Source organism: Erythrobacter sp., from assembly GCF_038133525.1.
Taxonomy (GTDB): domain Bacteria; phylum Pseudomonadota; class Alphaproteobacteria; order Sphingomonadales; family Sphingomonadaceae; genus Qipengyuania.
The window spans coordinates 356-1,577 of the sequence record NZ_JAYPTL010000160.1; the positions used below are offsets into that span (position 1 = coordinate 356).

Annotated in this window: 2 protein-coding genes; both read right to left on the reverse strand. The window is 64.2% G+C overall.

Translation table 11 applies throughout. The features are described from left to right. Positions 1-695, reverse strand: a 695-nt coding sequence (locus tag AAFM29_RS17505; RefSeq protein ID WP_341713997.1) for a hypothetical protein, incomplete at its 3' end; no start/stop codon positions are given. A gap of 33 nt (positions 696-728) precedes the next feature. Continuing rightward, the coding region (locus tag AAFM29_RS17510; protein WP_341713998.1) for a hypothetical protein at positions 729-1,222 on the reverse strand (494 nt) is incomplete at its 5' end.

A 1,222-nucleotide genomic window follows, 5' to 3' on the forward strand; every position in this document is an offset into this window, starting at 1 on the left:
TTGTAGATCAGGTCGAGGACGTGCATGTGGTCATGCTTTCCTGCCCGCGCGAAGCGGTCGGGTAGGAGTGAGATGACCTCTGAGTCAAGCTGCGCCGCCGACGGTGTGGGGTCGCTCTCGAACCCCGTCGACGGCAGGTCTCGCCGACCCGCCTGCAGCTGGATCTCCTGGATCTTCTGCGCGGTGAGCTGGCGCCGTTTGGGCATGCCTACGTTAAGGTGCTGCGCCAGCTCGTCGTGCGTCGGGTCTCTGCCGAATTGGTTCTGCAAGAGCTCGTTGGCTCGGTTGATGCGGCCGATGTGCCCGACGTTCTCCTCGGAGATACGGGCGACGTTCTGCTGCTGGATGTTGAAGCGCTGGGCTCGACGGATGTTGCTCTGGACCCAAGTGGTAGGGGCGGCGCCCTTGCTGGGGTCGTAGGTCTCCAGAGCCTTGAGCGCTTGTTCCTGCATCACGAGACGCATGGCCGGTGCGCTAGTACGCGGGGCCTTGTGCTGCTGTTCGAAAGACTTGAACACAGGCTCGAGGCGTCGAAGCATCGCCTGTGTGTTCTGCGGTGAGGGATCGGTCTTCCACTGCTGCCACATGTGAAGGTCCTTCTCCTGGCGTGCAGCGAGTTTCTCTCCGGCCTCGAGTGCCTCGTCGATCGGGTCCACTTTCTTCGCCCTCTTGGCGGCCTTCTTCCTAGTCGGCATGAGTTTCTCCCATGCCGTTATGCCGGTCGGCGCCTAGTACTTGTCGAGCGCCCGGCGCGTCTTCTCGAGCACCGTCTCGGAGACGGCCGGCGTGCGCTTCGACCCGGAGCGCAGCATGGCCGCGCTGGTCTCGTAGTCACCGCTGGACGCGTGCTCGAGGTTCTGCGCCACCAGCTTTCGGTTCGTCTCACCCGAGGTGCCGTAGGCGTCGAAGTACCGCTGGAGGAACTTCTCTCGGCCGCGGGCGAACTCGTCGAGCACGGCGTTGGTGTGGTGCTGGGAGGTCTGCGCGGGGTCGTCGGGCTTGTGGTCGACGTCTCCCCAGTGCGCGTTGATCGTGCCCTTGCCCTCCTGACCCTTGTTCGAGGGGTCGGGGTAGGGATCGGGCTGGCCGCCCGGCATCTTCTCGTCGGTGTCGCCGGGGCTGTCGTCCTCGATGCCCTTCGGCACGGCGCCCATCTTCAGCATGATCTGGTAGATGTTGTCTTCTGCTGCGCTCAAGCTCTTCGCGGACCGCTGGGCTAAGA